Genomic DNA, 16,428 nt, shown 5'->3' with positions numbered 1-16,428 from the left:
TCGACGCGGAGTTGGGTCAGGTTCCTGGCCTCTCCCGGTCCTTGGAGGGCCCGGGCGGCGGCCGTGGTCCGGGCCCAGATCCCCGCGGCCGTATCGGCCGGGAGGTACGCGGAGAACCAGGCCATCCCGTCGGAGTCCGGGCGGTACTCGACCCGCCGGTCCGCAGCGCTCTTGGTGTGCCGTGTCTCGATGCTGTCCCGGTGGTGGCGTTCGCGCCAGGTGCGGGCCTTGGCCCGGAACCGGGACGGAACGAGCTCCCCGGCCGGGCAGCCCCGGGCCGGGTCGGGCGCGTCAGGGTCCAGGAAGTGCGCCTCCAGCGCCGCCGTCCCGGCCGGGTCCAGGCTGCTGGTTTCGTCCACCATGACCCTCGCGTGCGCCCACGAAATTCTCCCGGCCGCCAGTGCCGCGAGGGTCAGCGGCAAACCCCGCGTCAGCGCCACGCACTCGGACAGGAAGGCTCCCGCGGTCCGCTCGCTCACGGTCAGGACACAGGCGACCTCCGCCGTCACCGCCATCTCCTGGCACTTAGCGTCATGCGGTGCCGCCGCCGGGGCCGCCATGGCATCGGTGGCCCGCAGATAGGCCGCGCCCAGCCTGACTTTCAACGCCGCAGTCCTGGCCTCCAGCCGGGCGACCTCGGCCAGGCCGTCCAGGCAATCATCCGCCAGCTCCCGCAACGGATCGTCCCCCAACGGACCAGCCTCCCGGCCGACACCGGCCACGGACGGACCACCGCCGTCAGCGCCGGCCCCGGCGACGGGATCCAGCGCCGCAGTCAACACCGCGACAGCCGCCACAGCCGCCCTGCCATCGGCACTCCAGTCCGTGCTTTCCATACACCCAGACTATTGGGAGGCACTGACAAGAAAGGGGGCCGTAGCGGATTTGCGTCGGATACATGATGTCCTGTTCCGCCCGATCCCTCAGTGCTTCACTGGAACGTACGACGGCGGGCACCCCGCCCACAGTCGCCACCGGGGGTCCTCAAGTGCGCAAGGGCGACATCGCCCTAAGCGGCGCCACTTTGGCCTCCACTTTCATCCGGCACAACCTGATCGACGAATTTCGAAGTCTCGTCCATCCCGTCGTTCCGGGGCAGGGCCGGCCGCTGTTCGAGCCCCATGGTGTCCGGATGGACCTCAGGCTCGAGGGGACGCGGACGTTCGGCAACGGCGTGGTCCTGCTCCACTACTCGAACCGCACCTGAAAGACGGACCGGCCCGCGCCCCACCAGCCCGCACCGTCCCGGGCACGGCTGCAGGCTCAGTAGACTTGAACCGTGGCAGATCCAGCGAGTTACCGACCCCAGACGGGTGAGATTCCGACCAATCCGGGCGTGTACCGCTTCCGCGACCCGCACGGCCGGGTCATCTATGTCGGCAAGGCCAAGAACCTCCGGTCCAGGCTGAACTCGTACTTCGCCAACCCGGCAGGGCTGCTGCCCAAAACGTATGCCATGGTCCATACGGCCAGCAGCGTCGAGTGGACCGTGGTCGGCAGCGAGCTCGAGTCGCTGCAGCTCGAATACACCTGGATCAAGGAATTCAAGCCCCGGTTCAATGTGATGTTCCGGGACGACAAAAGCTACCCGTACCTCGCCGTCTCGATGGGGGAGAAGTACCCGCGCGTCCAGGTCCTGCGCGGCGAGCGGCGCAAGGGCACCCGCTACTTCGGCCCCTACACCGCCGGGGCCATCCGGGACACCATGGACACCCTGCTGCGCGTTTTTCCGGTCCGCAGCTGCAGCGCCGGGGTCCTGAAGCGGGCCGAAGCCAGCGGCAGGCCCTGCCTGCTCGGCTACATCGACAAATGCGCGGCACCGTGCGTCGGCCGCATCTCCGCCGAGGACCACCGCGCCCTGGCCGAGGACTTCTGCACGTTCATGGGCGGCGAGGCCAAGCCTTTCGTCACCCGGCTGGAGAAGGACATGGCCGCCGCCGTGGCGGAACTGGACTACGAGCGGGCCGCGCGGATCCGAGACGACATCGTCGCGCTCAAGAAGGTGTTCGAACGGAACGCCGTCGTCCTGGCCGAGGGCACCGATGCCGACGTCTTTGCCCTGCACGAGGATGAGCTCGAGGCCGCCGTGCAGGTCTTCCACGTCCGCGGCGGCCGGATCCGGGGCCAGCGCGGCTGGGTGGTCGAAAAGGTCGAGGACTCCACCACCCCGGACCTCGTCGAGCATCTGCTCCAGCAGGTCTACGGCGAGGAGGCCGGACTGCAGGGCCGGCTGCCCCGCGAGGTCCTCGTCCCGACGGAGCCGAGCAATGCGGCCGAGCTGGCGCAATGGCTCAGCGGTCTGCGCGGGGCAAGGGTCGACATCCGGGTGCCGCAGCGCGGCGACAAGGCCGCACTGCTCTCCACTGTCCGGGACAACGCCGAACATGCCCTCAAGCTGCATAAATCCCGGCGTGCAGGCGACCTGACCATGCGGTCCCAGGCGCTGCAGGAACTGCAGGAGGCCCTCGAGCTACCCGTCGCGCTGATGCGGATCGAATGCTACGACATCTCCCACGTCCAGGGCACCAACGTCGTCGGCTCCATGGTGGTGGTCGAGGACGGCCTGCCGAAGAAGTCCGACTACCGGAAGTTCTCCGTCACCGGCGCCGCCGCGACGGACGACACGGCGGCCATGCATGACGTCCTGACCCGGCGCTTCCGGAACTACCTGCAGGAGACGTCGGTCCAGGCCGACGCCGCCCGGCAGCCGGGCCACCAGGCCATGCTCAACGCCGCGGCGGACGCCGCCGTCGCGCCGTCGTCCTCCATTGCCGTCGCCGACACCACCACCCCGGCGCCGCGGACAAAATTCGCCTACCCGCCCAATCTTGTGGTGGTCGACGGCGGCAAGCCCCAGGTCAACGCGGCCGCCCGCGCCCTGGCCGGGCTGGGCATCGACGATGTGTTCGTCGTCGGGCTCGCCAAACGGCTCGAAGAGGTCTGGCTGCCGGACAGCGACTTCCCGGTGATCCTGCCGAGGGCGTCCGCCGGGCTGTACCTGCTGCAGCGCATCCGCGACGAGGCCCACCGCTTCGCGATCTCCTTCCACCGGCAGAAGCGCGGGAAGGCGATGACCGTCTCCGCGCTCGACGGTGTGCCCGGCCTTGGCGAGTCCAAGCGCAAGGCCCTGCTCGCCCAGTTCGGCTCGGTCAAAAGCATTAAGGCGGCCAGCGCCGAGGAACTCACCGGCGCCAGGGGGATCGGCCCGTCCCTGGCGGAGGCGATCGTCCGGCACTTCACTGACGACGCCGGCTCCGCCACCGTCCCCGCCATCAACATGACCACCGGCGAAATCCTGGAGACTTAGCTAGCACCGGGAAACTTAGCTAGGGTAAGGACTTGGGAATCGGCACGCGCGGTGATTCATCACACCGCGGACGCTTCCTTGCAGAACTAGAGCACAGCAGAATGGGGCTTCACTGATGGCAGAGTCGACGGCAGGATCCGGGACGGAGACGGACGGCATGACGCCGGTCAAACCCGTTGAGGCGGAACTGCTCGTAGTGACCGGCATGTCGGGAGCCGGCCGGAGTACTGCGTCGGACGCACTGGAGGACCACGGCTGGTACGTCGTGGAAAACCTTCCCCCGCAGATGCTCGGCACACTCGCGGAAATCGTGTCCCACGCCCCGGGTTCCATCTCGAAGCTCGCCGTCGTGATGGACGTCCGCAGCAAGGAACTGTTCGCGGACATCCGCACCGCCCTGCGCAACCTGGAAAGCAGTGGCATCGGATTCCGGGTGCTCTTCCTGGACGCGAACGACGACGTCCTGGTCCGCCGGTTCGAGCAGGGCCGGCGCCCCCACCCCCTGCAGGGCGGCGGCAGGATCCTCGACGGCATCGCCGCCGAACGCGAGCTGCTGCACGAACTCCGCACCTCCGCCGACATTGTGCTGGACACCTCCGCGCTGAACGTCCACGGACTCGCCACCGCGATCACCGAACTGTTCAGCGAAACGGGCCCCGTGGCCCTACGACTCAACGTGATGAGCTTCGGGTTCAAATACGGGCTGCCGGTAGACGCCAACTTCGTCGCCGACGCACGGTTCATCCCCAACCCGCACTGGGTGCCGGCACTTCGTCCGCACACCGGGCTGGACAAGGACGTCAGCGACTACGTGCTGGCGGCACAAGGCGTCAGTAACTTCGTGGAACGCTATGTGCTGGCCCTCGAGCCTGTCCTGGACGGCTACCGCCGCGAGAACAAGCACTACGCCACCATTGCCGTGGGCTGCACCGGCGGCAAGCACCGCTCCGTTGCTGTCGCCGTCGAGCTGTCCCGCCGGCTCGCGCAGTACCCGCGCGTCACCGTGACCACCACCCACCGGGACCTGGGCCGCGAATAATGGCGCTGCTCACCGGGCCGTTGCCCCTCGTCCCGGCGGCCAGCGCCGCCTTCGGCAGCCAGCAGGACAAGGGCCCCTCTGTCGTTGCGCTCGGCGGCGGCCACGGCCTCTCCGCCTCGCTGTCCGCGCTGCGCCTGCTCACGTCCGAGCTGACCGCCGTCGTCACGGTAGCGGACGACGGCGGATCCTCGGGGCGGCTGCGCGAGGAGTACGGCGTCCTGCCGCCCGGAGACCTCCGGATGGCCCTCTCCGCGCTCTGTGACGACACCGACTGGGGCCGCACCTGGCGCGACGTGATGCAGCACCGCTTCGCGCCCGGCAAAGGCCGCGGCGGCTCCCTCGACGAGCACGCCATGGGCAACCTGCTGATCGTGACGCTCTGGGAGCTCCTGGGCGACACCGTGGCGGGCCTCAAATGGGCCGGCGCGCTGCTGGGCGCCCGCGGGGAGGTCCTGCCGATGTCCAGCGTCCCGCTGACCATCGAGGGCCAGGTCCGCGTCTCCGCCCCGGACGGCAGCTCGGCGCTGCAGACCTTGACCGGCCAGGCGAAGTGCGCAGTGGCCGGCTCACTGGAACGCGTCCGGCTGCTGCCCGAGGACGCCCCCGCCTGCATCGAGGCGCTCACCGCGATCGAACTGGCCGACTGGGTCATCCTCGGCCCGGGCTCCTGGTACACGTCCGTGCTGCCGCACCTGCTACTGCCGGAGATGCGCGAGGCGCTCTGCAACACGGCCGCCCGCCGGTGCCTCACCATGAACCTCGCCACGGACACCAAAGAAACCCTCGGAATGTCCGCCGCCGACCATCTGCGGGTCCTCCGGGAGTACGCGCCGGACTTCACGATCGACGTCGTCCTGGCCGATCCGGCGTCCGTAACCGACCTCGCCGACTTCGAACAGGCGGCCGGGATGCTCGGCGCCGAGGTGGTGTTGGGTAAAGTGGGGGCGTCGAGCCGCCGGCCGATCCACGACCCGCTGCGTCTGGCAACGGCGTACCACGACATTTTCGGGAACAGGTAGGAAAGGTGCCATGGCACTGACAGCATCAGTCAAGGAAGAACTTTCCCGGCTGGACATCAAGAAGTCCTCGGTCCGCAAGGCTGAAGTGTCCGCCATGCTTCGCTTCGCCGGCGGACTCCACATCATCTCCGGCCGGATCGTGATCGAGGCCGAAGTAGACCTCGCCTCGACCGCGCGGCGGCTCCGTGCCGCCATCGCCGAGGTCTATGGGCACCAGAGCGAAATCATCGTCGTGTCCGGCGGCGGCCTGCGCCGCGGCAGCCGCTACGTCGTCCGGGTGGTGCGCGACGGCGAAGCCCTCGCCCGCCAGACCGGACTGCTGGATACCCGGGGACGGCCGGTCCGCGGGCTGCCGTCCGTGGTGGTAAACGGATCCGCCGCAGATGCCGAGGCGGTCTGGCGCGGCGCCTTCCTGGCCCATGGCTCCCTGACGGAACCCGGACGTTCCTCCGCCATGGAGGTCACCTGCCCCGGTCCCGAGTCAGCCCTGGCCCTCGTCGGCGCTGCCCGCCGGCTCGGCATCCAGGCCAAGGCCCGGGAGGTCAGGGGAGTGGACCGCGTGGTCATCCGCGACGGCGACACGATCGCCGCACTGCTGACCCGGATGGGCGCCCACGATGCGCTGATGGTCTGGGAGGAACGGCGGATGCGCAAGGAAGTCCGTGCCACCGCCAACCGGCTGGCCAACTTCGACGACGCCAACCTGCGGCGGTCGGCGCAGGCTGCCGTCGCCGCCGGGGCCCGCGTGGACCGTGCCCTGGAAATCCTCGGCGACGACGTCCCGGACCACCTCAAATACGCCGGCGAACTGCGTGTCGCGCACAAACAGGCCAGCCTGGATGAGCTCGGGCGTCTAGCGGACCCCGTCATGACCAAGGACGCCATCGCCGGCCGGATCCGCCGCCTCCTGGCGATGGCGGACAAACGCGCCCAGGACCTCGGCATCCCCGGCACGGAAGCCAATGTGACGCCGGAAATGCTGGACGAGTAGCCTCTCCCCAGAAACAACTGCAGAATCGGATCGGGCCTGCGGGAATACCTCAGGGGGACCGGAGGCTATGCCCACTGGATTCCGATCCAGAGACTTCCGGGTGCCAACACATCCGGATGCACAATCCGAGAGTTACCAAACGGACAACCAGTCCACGACATTGGAGGATTTTGTGACCGAGTACGTACTGCCCGAACTGGACTACGACTACGCAGCGTTGGAGCCCCACATCTCCGCGAAGATCATGGAGCTGCACCACAGCAAGCACCACGCCACCTACGTTGCCGGCGCCAACAACGCCCTGGCCCAGCTGGCCGAGGCACGCGACAAGGGCGACTTCGCCAACATCAACCGCCTTTCCAAGGACCTCGCGTTCCACACCGGCGGCCACATCAACCACTCCGTGTTCTGGAAGAACCTCTCCCCGGACGGCGGCGACAAGCCCGAAGGTGAGCTCGCGGCCGCCATCGATGACGCCTTTGGCTCCTTCGATGCCTTCCGCGCCCAGTTCACCGCCGCGGCCCTCGGCCTGCAGGGCTCCGGCTGGGGCTTCCTCGCCTACGAGCCGATCGGCGGCAACCTGGTCATCGAGCAGCTCTACGATCAGCAGGGCAACGTCGCGCTCGGCACCACCCCGCTGCTGATGCTGGACATGTGGGAGCACGCGTTCTACCTGGACTACGTCAATGTCAAGGCCGACTACGTCAAGGCGTTCTGGAACATCGTGAACTGGGCCGACGTCGCCAAGCGCTTTGACGCTGCCCGCAAGAACGCCACCGGCCTCATCACGCTCTAAGTGAGCAGCCGCTTTTCCTGCGTGACGCAGTTCACGCGACTGTAACAAAGTTCACAACTCGTGCCGTTCGGCTCAAATCGTGGACGGTCTGCCCCCACACTTGCGGGGGCAGACCAAGTTAAACGTAAGATGGGTCACGGAAGGCGGTTAGCCTTCAGCAATGTGGCTGGTCGCCCTCCGATCTGGTAATCATCTCTGCCCAATGGCGTGCGGGATCTGTTAGTTGGCTTGAGCGCCTTCTCAACTAGTCGTGCTTGCAAGAGCACCAAGGAGACTGAAAACGTGACCACCCGTATTGGTATCAACGGCTTTGGCCGTATTGGCCGCAACTACTTCCGCGCCGCCCTTGCCCAGGGGGCGGACCTCGAGATCGTGGCCGTGAACGACCTCACCAGCCCGGAAGCACTGGCCCACCTCTTCAAGTACGACTCCGTGGGCGGACGCCTGAAGGAGAGCATCGAGGTCAAGGACGGCAACATCGTCGTCGACGGCAAGACCGTCAAGGTCCTCGCCGAGCGCGATCCGGCCAAGCTGCCCTGGGGCGAGCTCGGCGTTGACATCGTGATCGAGTCCACTGGCTTCTTCACCAAGGCCGCCGACGCGCAGAAGCACATCGATGCCGGCGCCAGGAAGGTCCTGATCTCCGCCCCCGCCAAGGGCGAGGACATCACGATCGTGATGGGCGTCAACGAAGGGCTGTACGACCCCGCCGCGCACCACATCATCTCCAACGCCTCCTGCACCACCAACTGCCTCGGCCCGCTGGTCAAGGTTGTTAACGACGCTTTTGGCATCGAGCACGGCCTGATGACCACCATCCACGCCTACACCGCTGACCAGAACCTGCAGGACGGCCCGCACCGGGACCTCCGCCGTGCGCGTGCCGCCGCCATCAACATGGTCCCCACCTCCACTGGCGCGGCCAAGGCGATCGGCCTGGTCCTCCCGGAACTCAAGGGTAAGCTCGACGGCTACGCCATCCGCGTGCCCGTCCCCACCGGCTCCGCAACGGACCTGACCGTCGTCGTTTCCCGCGAAACCACCGTCGAGGAAGTCAACGCGGTCCTCAAGGCCGCCTCCGAATCCGCAGAGCTCAAGGGCCTGCTGACCTACACCGACGAGCCGATCGTCTCCTCGGACATCGTGGGCGACCCGGCATCCTCGATCTTCGACTCCGGCCTGACCAAGGTGATCGGCAACCAGGTCAAGGTTGTTGCCTGGTATGACAACGAATGGGGCTACTCCAACCGCCTCGTGGACCTCACGGAGCTTGTCGCAGCCAAGCTGGGCTAGGGTAAGACCCATGACATTCCACACCCTCAACGAACTGATCGCTGATGGTGTCCGCGGGCGGTACGTTCTGGTCAGAAGTGACCTGAACGTGCCGCTCGACGGCTCAACAGTGACTGACGACGGCCGCATCAAGGCCTCCCTGCCAGTGCTGGAGAAGCTCACGGACGCCGGTGCCCGCGTGCTGGTCACAGCACACCTCGGCCGCCCCAAGGGCGCGCCCGAGGACAAGTACTCGCTCAAGCCCGCCGCGGCGCGGCTGGCCGAGCTTGCCGCTTTCAAAGTCTCCCTCACGGACGACACCGTCGGGGAGTCCGCCAAGGCATCCGCCGCGGCGCTGCAGGACGGTGAAGCCCTCATCCTCGAAAATGTGCGCTTCGACGCCCGCGAGACGTCCAAGGACGACGCCGAGCGCGGCGCGTTCGCGGACGAACTGGTGGCCCTCACCGGTTCCCACGGTGCCTTCGTGGACGATGCCTTCGGTGCCGTGCACCGCAAGCATGCCAGCGTGTACGACGTCGCCACCCGGCTGCCGTCCTACCAGGGCGACCTGGTCCGCACCGAAGTCGAGGTGCTGCGCAAGCTCACCACCGACACGCAGCGCCCCTATGTCGTGGTCCTCGGCGGTTCCAAGGTCTCGGACAAGCTCGCCGTGATCGAGAACCTCATCGGCAAGGCGGACACCATCCTGGTCGGCGGCGGCATGCTGTTCACCTTCCTCGCCGCCGCGGGCCACAAGGTGGCCGGCAGCCTGCTGGAAGAGGACCAGATCCCTGTTGTGCAGGACTACCTCAATCGGGCGGCGGCCGCCGGGACAGAATTCGTGGTTCCCACGGACGTCGTCGTGGCCAGCAAGTTTGCCGCCGACGCCGGGCATGAAACGGTGCGCGCCGACGCGATTGAAGGCAGCAGCTTCGGCGCCCAGGGCATCGGCCTGGACATCGGACCGGAATCCGCCGCCGCTTTCGCGGAACGGATCAGGGGCGCCAGGACGGTGTTCTGGAACGGACCCATGGGTGTGTTCGAGTTCCCGGCGTTTGCCGCCGGCACAAGAGCCATCGCCCAGGCGTTGACAGAGACGGGCGCATTCACCGTTGTCGGAGGCGGCGACTCCGCTGCCGCCGTCCGGACGCTCGGCTTTGCCGATGACCAGTTCGGGCACATTTCCACCGGCGGAGGCGCCAGCCTGGAGTACCTTGAAGGCAAGGAACTCCCGGGCCTGAGCGTCCTGGACCGCTAGACCCTCCAGCCGGCAGGGCGCCCTGTCCCCGGACGGGGCGCCCTTCCGGCTGTTCCACTGCTACGAACTTTTGGAGACCATGTGACCACGTCAACCAACGGAAAATTCGACCGCACGCCCTTCATTGCAGGCAACTGGAAGATGAACATGGACCACGTCCAGGGCATCACCCTGCTGCAGAAGCTGGCATGGACCCTGTCCGACGCCAAGCACGACTACAGCCGGGTGGAGGTTGCTGTTTTCCCGCCGTTCACTGATCTCCGCGGAGTCCAGACCCTGGTCCAGGGCGATGAACTCAAGGTTGTCTACGGGGGCCAGGATCTCTCTCCGGCCGACTCCGGCGCCTACACCGGCGACATCTCCGGGCAGTTCCTGGCCAAGCTTGGCTGCAGCTACGTCCTGGTCGGCCACAGCGAACGCCGCACCATCCACCACGAGACCGATGAGGAGCTGAACGCCAAGACCAAGGCTGCCTTCCGTCACGGCATCACCCCCGTCCTGTGCGCCGGTGAAGGCCTCGAAATCCGGCACGCCGGAACGCATGTGGACCACACGCTCGCGCAGCTCCGCGCCGGCGTCGCGGGCCTCACGCCCGAGCAGGCCGCCGAGCTCGTCGTCGCCTACGAGCCGGTCTGGGCCATCGGCACCGGCGAAGTTGCCGGTCCCGAGGATGCGCAGGAAATGTGCGCCGCCATCCGGGCCGAACTCGCCACGCTCTTCGGTGCAGACGTCGCCAACAAAACCCGGCTCCTCTACGGCGGTTCCGTCAAGGCCAACAACGCCGCCTCGATCCTCAAGGAACGCGACGTGGACGGATTGCTTGTCGGCGGTGCCAGCCTGGATGCCGCCGAGTTTGCTAATATTGTCAGGTTCGAGAGTCACCTGCTGACGGATTAGTCCGGACACCGTAGTGGCCCCCGCAATCCAAATCTTCTGAAAGGCCGTCGTGGACGTTCTTCATGTCATCCTGCAGGTCCTCCTGGGCATCACCAGCCTTCTGCTGACCTTGCTCATCCTGCTCCACAAGGGCCGCGGTGGCGGCCTGTCCGACATGTTCGGCGGCGGCATGACCTCGGGCCTCAGTTCCTCCGGCGTGGCCGAACGGAACCTGAACCGCTTCACCATCATCCTCGGCGTCACCTGGGGCGCCGTGATCATCGGCCTGGGCCTGATCATGCGGTTCACCGGCGGCGGCGACTCCTAGGACACTGTCCAAAAAACTTCATAAAGGGTCCTGTGGCCCTCCCCGCATCGGGAATTCCGGAACTACACTGTGCCTGATCACATGCATGGCTGATTGCATGCATGGCTGATTGCATGCGCAGTCCGTCCGCCGAGTAGCCAGGAGTTCCCGATGCTGCATTCCGCCTCCGGATTCCGGGGTACCCGCGTAGGAGCCACAGAAGGGGCTTCGCCCCGCCACGAGCCGCTCGACGGCGCCGCGGCCCGGACACCCCGGATCCAAGTGATCTACGGCTGCGCCAAAGGCCACGAGACCCCCTTGGTCTTCGCCCAGCTGCCCGAGGACCAGATCCCCGGCGTCTGGGACTGCCGCCGCTGCGGCGGAACAGCCACCCGGGACGAGGCGCAGTTCGCGCTGGAGGACATCCCGGCGGAAGGCTACAAGAGCCACCTTGAATACGTTAAAGAGCGGCGCTCCAGCCAGGACGCCGAAGACGTGCTGGCCGGAGCACTGGAGAGGCTGCGCGCCCGGCGGGCCTTCCCGGAGGGATAGCACAGGGGGATAGCACAGGGCGATAGCGCAGGGCGATAGCCGCGCGGACTAGCCCTTCCGGACCAGCTGTGCCGGAACCTTGGAGGCCGCGTTTTCGTCGATCAGCCACAGCGTTTCTTTGCGGCCCCGCGGCCCGGCTGCCGGCACCTGCACCGGGTTGGCGCCGGCAAGGGCCAGGCCCACTGCCCCGGCCTTGTCCTCGCCGGCCACAACCATCCAGATTTCCGACGCCGTGTTGATGGCGGGCAGGGTCAGGGAAACCCGCAGCGGCGGCGGCTTGGGGGAATTGCGGACCCCGACCACGGTGAGTTCCTTCTCGCGGATGCCGGCCTGTTCCGGGAAGAGCGACGCAATGTGCGCGTCCGGTCCCACACCGAGGAGGACGATGTCGAAGCGGGGGAGCGCGGACGGTTTCTCCGGCCGGTCATCGGACATGTCCGCGGCGTGTTCAGCGGACGCGGCGTCCGCCAGCCGGCGGGCGTAGTCCGCGGCCGCCTCCTCGGGGCTGCCGAAGTCCCCGGTGGAACCGGGCACATGGATCCGCGCCGGGTCCGCGTTGATGTGCGAGAGCAGTGCCTCGTGGGCCTGGTGGGCGTTGCGTTCGGGATCCCCGGCGCCGACGAAGCGCTCGTCACCCCACCAGAAATTGACCTTGGACCAGTCGACGGCGGGAGCCGCCGGCGACTCGGCCACAGCCTTGAGCGAGCCGATGCCCATCGATCCCCCGGTCAGCACCACCGTCGCCTCGCCGTGCTTGTCCTGGATGTCCACCAGTTTGGTGATCAGGCGTGCCGCGATGGCGGACATCAGGACGGTCGAGTCGGGATGGATGCTTACTCTGGGGTCAGCGCTCACTGGGACGGACACTCCTTAGATTGGTACGTGGCAGTCCAATAGTAATCACTTCACCGAACACTTCGTCCGGGTCGAGACGGCGGAGCTCTTCGGCCAGGCAGTCCTTCAGGCTCCGGCGCGGCAGGGAGATGCGCTGCACCGGCTGGCCCGGCTGGCTCAGTTCCGCCACAGTGAGGCCCGGCCGGAACAGCTGCACGTCGCCGCCGGTGCGGGTGAGCCGCACGCGCCGGATCCCGGTGCCGGCGGGGTCCTCGACAATCGTCACCGGTGCATCCAGTGCAAGCGTCAGCCACGCGGCGAGCAGGATCGTGCTGGGGGAGTCCGAGGCGCCTTCGACGGCGACGGCCGTAACGGGGGAGCCGTCGAGCTGGTCCAGGACTGCGGCCAGCTGGATCCGCCAGTTGGTCAGGCGGGTCCAGGCCAGGTCCGTATCGCCGGCCTTATAGGTGCGGCGGATGTTCTCCAGCGCGCGCTGCGGGTCGGGCTCGTTGGCCGAGTCCGTGATCCTGCGGTGCGCGATCCGGCCAATGGACGTCTCGCAGGCGTTCTTCGGGGCGCCGTGCGGCCACCACGCCACGATCGGCGCATCCGGCAGCAGCAGGGCCGCGACGAGCGATTCGCTTTCCTCCGCGAGTTCGCCGTAGCCGCGGAGCAGGATGACCTCGGACGCACCGGCGTCGCCGCCCACCCGGATCTGCGCGTCAAGGTGGGTCGGTGCCTCGGCTCCGGCGTCGGCGAGGACGATGATCCGGCAGGGATGTTCCCGGCTGGCCTCGTTGGCGGCCTCGATGGCCTCCTCCTCCAGCCCGGACTTGGTGACGACCACGAGGGTCAGCACCCGGCCGAGGGCAATCACACCGCCCTGCTCGCGCAGGGCCATGATCTTCTTGGAGATCTTGGAAGTGGTGGTGTTGGGAAGATCTACGATCATGGCCTTCTCCAGGTTCGTCCGTCACGGGCCAGGAGCTCGTCGGCGGAGGCAGGTCCCCAGCTTCCGGGGGCATAGGGTTCGGGTTGTTCGTCCAGACCCGCCCAGTAGTCCTCGAAGGGATCGAGGATTTTCCAGGACAGCTCGACTTCCGCATGGCGGGGGAAGAGCGGCGGCTCGCCGAGGAGTACGTCGAGGATGAGCCGTTCGTACGCCTCCGGGCTGGACTCGGTGAAGGAGTGTCCGTAGCCGAAGTCCATCGTGACGTCGCGGACTTCCATCTGCGTGCCCGGGACCTTGGACCCGAAGCGGATGGTGGCACCCTCGTCGGGCTGGACCCGGATCACGACGGCGTTCTGGCCGAAGTCGTCCTCGCCGTGGTCCGTGAAGAGCAGGTTCGGTGCGCGTTTGAGCACGACGGCAATCTCGGTCACCCGGCGGCCCAGCCGCTTGCCGGCGCGCAGGTAGAACGGTACCCCGGCCCAGCGCCGGGTGTTGATGTCGACCCGGATCGCGGCGAACGTCTCCGTTGTGGAGTCGGCGGGAATGCCGTCTTCCGCCAGGTAGCCGACGACCTTCTCGCCGCCCTGCCAGCCGCCGGTGAACTGCCCGCGCGCGGAGTGCGAGGATAGGTCCTCGGGGAGCCGGACGGCGGCGAGGACCTTTTCCTTCTCGGCACGCAGGTCATCGGCGTTGAAGGAGATCGGTTCCTCCATCGCGGTCAGCGCCAGGAGCTGGAGCAGGTGGTTCTGGATGACGTCGCGGGCAGCGCCCACGCCGTCGTAATAGCCGGCCCGGCCGCCGGTGCCGATGTCTTCGGCCATGGTGATTTGGACGTGGTCAACATAGTTCGCGTTCCAGAGCGGCTCGAAGAGCTGGTTGGCGAAGCGCAGCGCCAGGATGTTCTGCACCGTCTCCTTGCCCAGGTAGTGGTCGATCCGGAAGACCGCGTCCGGCGGGAAGACCGACTCAACGATGTCGTTGAGCTGGCGTGCCGACTCCAGGTTGTGGCCGAAGGGCTTCTCGATGACGACCCGGCGCCACTTGTCGCCCTCGGCCTGGGCCAGGCCGTGCTTGGACAGCTGCCGGCAGACCAGTTCGAAGGCGTTCGGCGGGATGGAGAGGTAGAACGCGTGGTTGCCGCGCGTCCCGCGCTGCTCGTCGAGTTCGTCAATGGTTTCGCTGAGCCGTTTGAAGGCGTCGTCGTCGTCGAACTCGCCCTGCACGAAGCGGATGCCCTCGGAGAGTTGCGTCCACACTGTTTCGTCGAACGGGGTGCGGGCGTAGGCCTTGACAGCTTCCTTGACCTCGGCCGCGAAGTCCTCGTTATCCCACTCCCGCCGGGCGAAGCCCACCAGGGCGAAGCTCGGCGGCAGCAGCCCGCGGTTGGCCAGGTCGTACACGGCCGGCATGAGTTTCTTGCGGGCGAGGTCCCCCGTGACCCCGAACAGGACCAGCGATGACGGCCCCGCAATACGGTTCAGGCGGCGGTCCCGCGGGTCCCGGAGCGGGTTGCGGCCGGACCTTCCCGAACGCGTCGCGGAGCTGCTGCCGCCATTATGTTTTTCTGGCATGGTTGCTTGGGTGCCTTAGCTTTCGGTGGAGGGGACTGCCTGGCCGGCCAGCGTGGACACAAGGTCCTGCAGCTGGCGGACGCCGGCCGCACGGTCCGTCAAGTGGAGCCGGAGGACCGGGCGGCCATGTTCGGAGAGCACCTGCGCATCGCCGGCGGCCTGGGCCGAGATCAGCTCGCCGAAGGTGAAGGGCCGGTCCGGAATGGCCAGGTCGGTGGCGGCCGCGGCCGTCACCTGCAGGAAGACGCCGATCGCAGGCCCGCCCTTGTGGAACTGCCCGGTGGAATGCAGGAAGCGCGGGCCCCAGCCGAACGTCACGGGACGGCCGCCGACGGCTGCCAACTGGTCCCGGACACCCTCGAGGGGCGCGTAGGCGAGCCGGTCGAAGTAGGCCTGGACACTCAGGTAGCTGTCCGGGCCAAGTTCGCCGAGGAGGGCGCTGACGGCGCCTGCCGCGGTGCTTGCACCGCCCAGCCAGTCCCCGCCGCGGACCTCGATGGCGCCGTCGGTGAAGGCTGCCGGCGTCGGTTCCGGCTGGGCGTCGAGCAGTCCGCGGGCGGCCACCTTGGCGGCCTCGACGTCGGGCTGGTCATAGGGGTTGATCCCGAGGAGGCGGCCCGCCACCGCAGTGGCGAATTCCCAGGTCATCATCTGGGTGGGCAGGCCGCCGGCGATCGCGACCTCGTTGTCGCCGAGTTCGACGTCGGCGTCCGCCGCGACGAGGCGGATCACCAGGACGTCGGGGGCGCCGAGGGTGGCCTCCGGTGAGGAGGGCCCAGCGACGACGGGCAGCACGCCGGTGCCGAGCTTGCCGGTGGATTCGGCGATGAGCTGTTCGGCCCAGTCCGCGAAGCCCTTGATACCCGAGCCGTCCTCGGCGATGACGATCTTGTTGCGCAGCGGGTTGGTGCCGCCCAGCGCGGCGCCGAGGGCGAGGCCGATGTTTTCCTCGCCGTCCTCATTGAGGACCTCGGCGGCCTCTTCAGCTTCGTCCAGGAAGGCCTGGATGTCCACGCCGGCCAGGCCGCACGGCACCATCCCGAACGCGGTGAGCGCCGAGTAGCGTCCGCCGACGGTGGGGTCCGCATTGAAAACGGCGCGGTAGCCGGCCTCGCGGGAGGCCTTGTCCAGGGGCGAGCCGGGATCGGTGACGATGATGATCCGGCTCTTCGCGTCGAGCCCGGCCTCGGTGAACGCGTGCTCGAAGATCCGGCGCTGGGAATCGGTTTCCAGGGTGGAGCCGGACTTGGAGGACACCACGATCGCAGTTTCGTTCAGCCGGTCCGCGAGTGCGGCGGCGACCTGCTCCGGATCGGTGCTGTCGAGCACGGTCAGCTCGACGCCGGCGGTTCCGGCAATGACCTCGGGGGCCAACGAGGAACCGCCCATGCCGCACAGGACAATCCGGCTGACGCCCTCGGCGCGCAGGGCGTCCCGGAGGGCCAGGATGTCCGCGACGAGCTGCTGGGAGACGGTGGCCGCCTCCACCCAGCCGAGCCGGACGGACGCCTCGGCCTCGGCGTCGGGGCCCCAGAGACTGGCGTCCTTGGCGAAGATCCGGGTGGCCACCTTGTCTGCGAGCAGGGCGGGCAGGTGCTGATCGTGGGCCAGGCGGGCGGCGCCCGTGGCGTCGTAGCTGAGAGTGGTCATGGGC

At 67.8% G+C, this 16,428-nt stretch carries 16 protein-coding genes; 11 read left to right on the top strand and 5 right to left on the bottom strand.

Features of this window, described 5'->3' with window-relative positions; all coding sequences use genetic code 11:
• Positions 1-836 (bottom strand): DUF222 domain-containing protein (locus ACZY0Y_RS05565; RefSeq protein ID WP_463957040.1); only part of this gene is annotated, 836 nt, incomplete at its 3' end.
• 152 nt (positions 837-988) lie between these two features.
• On the opposite strand from ACZY0Y_RS05565, the gene ACZY0Y_RS05560 reads away from it, so the two are divergent.
• The 11 genes from ACZY0Y_RS05560 (at position 989) to ACZY0Y_RS05510 (ending at position 11,417) form a co-directional block, all read left to right on the top strand.
• Positions 989-1,207 carry a dihydrofolate reductase family protein gene (locus ACZY0Y_RS05560; protein ID WP_463881239.1) on the top strand — a complete coding sequence of 73 codons (219 nt, stop codon included), beginning with the start codon at positions 989-991 and terminating at the stop codon, positions 1,205-1,207.
• Positions 1,208-1,279: 72 nt separating this feature from the next.
• Positions 1,280-3,307 (top strand): excinuclease ABC subunit UvrC, encoded by a 2,028-nt coding sequence (gene uvrC, locus ACZY0Y_RS05555; protein WP_463957039.1) that lies wholly within the window; start codon positions 1,280-1,282, stop codon positions 3,305-3,307.
• Between the two features lie 115 nt (positions 3,308-3,422).
• Positions 3,423-4,346, top strand: coding sequence for an RNase adapter RapZ (gene rapZ, locus ACZY0Y_RS05550; RefSeq protein ID WP_463881234.1), 924 nt, complete (start codon positions 3,423-3,425; stop codon positions 4,344-4,346).
• Complete coding sequence (locus tag ACZY0Y_RS05545; protein ID WP_463881231.1) at positions 4,346-5,365, top strand: gluconeogenesis factor YvcK family protein; 1,020 nt, start codon at positions 4,346-4,348, stop codon at positions 5,363-5,365. Before rapZ ends, ACZY0Y_RS05545 begins: the two co-directional genes overlap by 1 nt.
• A 10-nt stretch (positions 5,366-5,375) precedes the next feature.
• Positions 5,376-6,356 carry a DNA-binding protein WhiA gene (gene whiA, locus ACZY0Y_RS05540; RefSeq protein WP_463881228.1) on the top strand — a complete coding sequence of 327 codons (981 nt, stop codon included), beginning with the start codon at positions 5,376-5,378 and terminating at the stop codon, positions 6,354-6,356.
• A 172-nt stretch (positions 6,357-6,528) separates the two neighbouring features.
• Positions 6,529-7,152, top strand: a complete 624-nt coding sequence (locus tag ACZY0Y_RS05535) for a superoxide dismutase (RefSeq protein ID WP_160665995.1) — start codon at positions 6,529-6,531, stop codon at positions 7,150-7,152.
• Positions 7,153-7,434: 282 nt separating this feature from the next.
• Complete coding sequence (gene gap, locus ACZY0Y_RS05530) at positions 7,435-8,445, top strand: type I glyceraldehyde-3-phosphate dehydrogenase (protein WP_463881225.1); 1,011 nt, start codon at positions 7,435-7,437, stop codon at positions 8,443-8,445.
• Between the two features lie 10 nt (positions 8,446-8,455).
• A complete protein-coding gene (locus tag ACZY0Y_RS05525) occupies positions 8,456-9,682 on the top strand; it encodes a phosphoglycerate kinase (RefSeq protein ID WP_463881224.1) in 1,227 nt (408 codons plus the stop codon).
• Positions 9,683-9,763: 81 nt separating this feature from the next.
• Positions 9,764-10,579, top strand: coding sequence for a triose-phosphate isomerase (gene tpiA / locus ACZY0Y_RS05520; RefSeq protein WP_463957038.1), 816 nt, complete (start codon positions 9,764-9,766; stop codon positions 10,577-10,579).
• Positions 10,580-10,628: 49 nt separating this feature from the next.
• A complete protein-coding gene (gene secG, locus ACZY0Y_RS05515) occupies positions 10,629-10,886 on the top strand; it encodes a preprotein translocase subunit SecG (protein WP_463881218.1) in 258 nt (85 codons plus the stop codon).
• 150 nt (positions 10,887-11,036) lie between these two features.
• On the top strand, positions 11,037-11,417 hold the full coding sequence (locus tag ACZY0Y_RS05510) for an RNA polymerase-binding protein RbpA (protein WP_463881216.1): 381 nt from the start codon (positions 11,037-11,039) through the stop codon (positions 11,415-11,417).
• Between the two features lie 48 nt (positions 11,418-11,465).
• On the opposite strand, the gene pgl is transcribed toward ACZY0Y_RS05510, so the two are convergent.
• Genes pgl through ACZY0Y_RS05490 form a run of 4 tightly spaced genes read right to left on the bottom strand, consistent with a single transcriptional unit; the run spans position 11,466 to position 16,424 of the window.
• Entirely contained in the window at positions 11,466-12,272 is an 807-nt protein-coding gene (pgl, locus tag ACZY0Y_RS05505; RefSeq protein WP_463881214.1) for a 6-phosphogluconolactonase, read from the bottom strand.
• A complete protein-coding gene (locus tag ACZY0Y_RS05500; protein WP_463881212.1) occupies positions 12,262-13,203 on the bottom strand; it encodes a glucose-6-phosphate dehydrogenase assembly protein OpcA in 942 nt (313 codons plus the stop codon). Before ACZY0Y_RS05500 ends, pgl begins: the two co-directional genes overlap by 11 nt.
• A complete protein-coding gene (zwf, locus tag ACZY0Y_RS05495; protein WP_463881210.1) occupies positions 13,200-14,774 on the bottom strand; it encodes a glucose-6-phosphate dehydrogenase in 1,575 nt (524 codons plus the stop codon). The genes ACZY0Y_RS05500 and zwf overlap by 4 nt, the downstream gene beginning before the upstream one ends.
• A 15-nt stretch (positions 14,775-14,789) precedes the next feature.
• Positions 14,790-16,424 carry a phosphoglucose isomerase-related protein gene (locus ACZY0Y_RS05490; protein ID WP_463957037.1) on the bottom strand — a complete coding sequence of 545 codons (1,635 nt, stop codon included), beginning with the start codon at positions 16,422-16,424 and terminating at the stop codon, positions 14,790-14,792.
• Positions 16,425-16,428: the final 4 nt, after the last annotated feature.

The organism is Pseudarthrobacter kochi (assembly GCF_055412805.1).
The sequence above is the reverse complement of the archived record's forward strand: the minus strand, read 5'-3'. Positions and strand labels throughout refer to the sequence as shown.